The sequence below is a fragment of the Patescibacteria group bacterium genome (assembly GCA_041675205.1).
In the GTDB taxonomy this organism is placed as follows: domain Bacteria; phylum Patescibacteriota; class Patescibacteriia; order GWA2-46-9; family GWA2-46-9; genus JBAYUF01.
The window spans coordinates 1-2,760 of record JBAYUF010000033.1 but is presented as its reverse complement, the minus strand read 5'-3'; the positions used below and the strand labels follow the sequence as shown (position 1 = coordinate 2,760).

At 46.4% G+C, this 2,760-nt stretch carries 6 protein-coding genes; all 6 read right to left on the bottom strand.

Features of this window, described 5'->3' with window-relative positions; genetic code table 11:
• Window positions 1-32 precede the first annotated feature (32 nt).
• The 6 genes from WC052_06155 to WC052_06130 are packed head-to-tail and all read right to left on the bottom strand — an operon-like array spanning window position 33 to window position 2,497.
• Window positions 33-347: a hypothetical protein gene (locus tag WC052_06155; protein ID MFA7287218.1), complete on the bottom strand. Its 315-nt coding sequence runs from the start codon at window positions 345-347 to the stop codon at window positions 33-35.
• The gene (locus WC052_06150) at window positions 344-916 is read right to left on the bottom strand and encodes a hypothetical protein (protein ID MFA7287217.1); all 573 of its coding nucleotides are present in this window, start codon (window positions 914-916) and stop codon (window positions 344-346) included. Before WC052_06150 ends, WC052_06155 begins: the two co-directional genes overlap by 4 nt.
• Entirely contained in the window at window positions 913-1,272 is a 360-nt protein-coding gene (locus WC052_06145; protein ID MFA7287216.1) for a hypothetical protein, read from the bottom strand. Before WC052_06145 ends, WC052_06150 begins: the two co-directional genes overlap by 4 nt.
• On the bottom strand, window positions 1,262-1,747 hold the full coding sequence (locus WC052_06140) for a hypothetical protein (protein MFA7287215.1): 486 nt from the start codon (window positions 1,745-1,747) through the stop codon (window positions 1,262-1,264). Before WC052_06140 ends, WC052_06145 begins: the two co-directional genes overlap by 11 nt.
• On the bottom strand, window positions 1,744-2,124 hold the full coding sequence (locus tag WC052_06135) for a hypothetical protein (protein MFA7287214.1): 381 nt from the start codon (window positions 2,122-2,124) through the stop codon (window positions 1,744-1,746). The genes WC052_06140 and WC052_06135 overlap by 4 nt, the downstream gene beginning before the upstream one ends.
• Window positions 2,125-2,134: 10 nt before the next feature.
• On the bottom strand, window positions 2,135-2,497 hold the full coding sequence (locus WC052_06130) for a hypothetical protein (GenBank protein ID MFA7287213.1): 363 nt from the start codon (window positions 2,495-2,497) through the stop codon (window positions 2,135-2,137).
• Window positions 2,498-2,760: the final 263 nt, after the last annotated feature.

Sequence of the window (2,760 nt, the reverse complement as noted above, 5' to 3'; positions counted from 1 at the left end):
GAAGGGCCAGTGCCCCGTGTTGATTTGTTCCATTACATTTCACCGTAGGCATCGAGTGTGTGATAATAACCGCCGTCCGCTTTCTTACGGCGCTGTTTCAGCACCGTCAGTTCCAGCGAAAAATCTTCACCATTGACAATGATTTCATCGTCGGCGTAATCCATGTTTTGCATCATGGTAAAGATTTTAAGTTTGATGTCGAGTGTACGTTTCTTTTTGTCGGTGGCCGTAAACGAAAGCAGACGCGCCTGATATTCCCCGTTGTCGTGGAACAGTTGCAACACTTCGCCTTTTTCTACAGCGATCAACTTGTCGATCAGCTCCAGAAACGCTTTGTTCTTTTTCATGGTAACAATGCTCGGAATAATGCTTCACGTCCCAACGTCTCATAGACGTACGCAAGGTTTTGACGGCGCTCAAATTCAGCCAGAACTTTGTCCAAGTGAATTGGTGCCATGTCTGTATTTTCAAGACTCACATTCAGGTAGCGTCGATCTTTTACAATCGTTCCATGCAAATGCCCGTGGATGTTCCGCTTACCGCGCAGATGATCAGGGTGCAGCGGTGCATGAGACAACCAAGCCGTTTTGTATTTCATCAAACCATGAACAGCCTTTACAGTTTTCAGACTGCTAATGTACTTGGCGTCAGCGTATTCAGTGCAGTGGTTTCCAAGGATGATGGTTTTAAATCCGGGCCAACTGTCGAGGCGTTCCCATCCTTCGCGACTGAATGATACGTCGCCCAAAATGAACACCGTGTCCTGCTTTTCAACACATGGGCTTTTAGCTTTCTTTGTGATGGTTTCAAGCCAGCGTTTCTCTACGAAGTCATCGTGGGCTTGCGTTGAGTCAAAGCCGCGATAGTGGTGGATTTGCTTGTGAGTCAGATGCAAGTCAGCGCACATGTACGTCATGGTAATTCCAAAAAGAATTCGTACGCTGTTGTCAACTCTGCAAAACCTTCGGAGTCGAAATGCAGATCGAGTGGCATTTCTTTTGCGGGAAACTTGAACACAACTTGTGGATCTTTTTCGATGTATGCGTAACAGTTGCGATCTTCATACAGGTCGTGAACGTCTTTGAATTTCAGTTCGCCACTTTGCAACCTGATATACATCTTACGCACGCGGCCTTCGTGCAAGGTCAGACTATCGCATAGCGCTTCAATCGTTTCATCGCGGGTCTGTATGATTGCCAAAACACATTGCTGTTTTTCGAAGCTGTTACGCAGACGTTCGACCAGTTTTTCGATGCGTTCTTTAGCATCCATTTGCAGGAACCTCATTACCGCGTTTAACAATTTCGGCAATTTCAGCGTCGATGTCGCCGAAGCCGTATGTGAGGAACTGAAACAATGAGGCTGCTTCAATGTGCACGGCAACTAAATCACCTTGCAGTTCCGATTCCAGTTCGTAGAGAAAGATACGAAAATCCGTGTTATAAATTTTCTTATCGAAGGTGCCCAACAACGTTACGTTACGTGGCTGCTCAGGACTTTTCTGGATGCCTTCCCACGTTTTCTTCGGCATGATCAAGGTTGTGTAGAACGAAAGCTCCCAACTTTGCCGTCCTTTTTCATCGTCAGCTAAGCGTTTAAAACCTGCACGATAAATCGGAATGCTTTCTTGTTTACCTTGGAACTTCACAGGTACAGGACAGCTAGGTTTATGCGGAACCACGCAGGCGTTTGCCAGATACGTGGCCGTGTTGAGGAACGCCGAATCACTCGTAATGTATTGGCTCATACCCACTCCGCAACTAGTTGAACCTCGACCGGAATTTTTGTGTTTTCTGCGTATTCGAATTCGTCCACACCCATGACCACAAGCGATTGATTGTGGGGTGCATAGCAATGCATTTCGATTACTTGACCTGCGCGTTCGGTTGCATCCGAAATGAAATCTTCGGCCACCTGTTGTGATGCTGTCAGCTCGAAACGAATTACCAACAGCGTACAACGTTGCTCAGGAATTTCGTGCACTTTATATGCTTGCACCAAACCGACAAATTTGTGGGCCAGAATGCTTAGTTGTACAGGCGCTCGTTGTGCAGCACTCAACATGAACGGTGCAAATTTCGACGACACTTCAGGACGTTGCAGACTCGGGAAAGGTTTGGTCATGTTCATTGTGTTATACCATAAAACGTTTCAGAATTCTTTGACAGAATTTGCTCAGGAATCGAGCGCTATTGTATACGCGGACACTTACGCGGACATTCGCGCCATCTTTGAAATTCTCAGTGCTCGACACGGTTTCAATACCCACAACTTCGAAAGGAAACTCGCCGAATTCCATCACCACTCTCATTTCACCGAACTGCATGCTTTCCAGTTCTTCCGTACTGTACGTATTGAAATTCAGGTCAATCAAAACGTTGGTATTATCTTTTGCAAAAAATACATTGGTCAGACGCGCCCCGGTGTAAAGCTCGCCAATCTGAATCAACGTAGGGTACTGGTCAACCATGAAATCGCGCCATACGTAGCGCTTCATGCGTTCGAATTTAATAGGGTTTACGTAAACTGGTTTCATCAACTTGCCCTGTATGTGTATGGCATCCCTTTACAGTTTTCAGAGTTGTGCCCACCAATGAAAAAGCCCCCGAAAGCGTGAGCTAACGAGGGCTTTGTTTAAGCGTACAGCAGTGCGGTTATGTCTTTGTCTATCGAGTGATACACGGTGAAGGTAATGTAGTCGGTCGTGGTGTAAATCGTATCCAGACAAGCGACTGCATTATTCACAACGTGGCTCAGCGG

Coding starts and splice junctions, on each gene's coding strand:
- WC052_06155 (MFA7287218.1), bottom strand. CDS start 347: ATGAAAAAGAACAAAGCGTTTCTGGAGCTGATCGACAAGTTGATCGCT.
- WC052_06150 (MFA7287217.1), bottom strand. CDS start 916: ATGACGTACATGTGCGCTGACTTGCATCTGACTCACAAGCAAATCCAC.
- WC052_06145 (MFA7287216.1), bottom strand. CDS start 1,272: ATGGATGCTAAAGAACGCATCGAAAAACTGGTCGAACGTCTGCGTAAC.
- WC052_06140 (MFA7287215.1), bottom strand. CDS start 1,747: ATGAGCCAATACATTACGAGTGATTCGGCGTTCCTCAACACGGCCACG.
- WC052_06135 (MFA7287214.1), bottom strand. CDS start 2,124: ATGACCAAACCTTTCCCGAGTCTGCAACGTCCTGAAGTGTCGTCGAAA.
- WC052_06130 (MFA7287213.1), bottom strand. CDS start 2,497: ATGAAGCGCTACGTATGGCGCGATTTCATGGTTGACCAGTACCCTACG.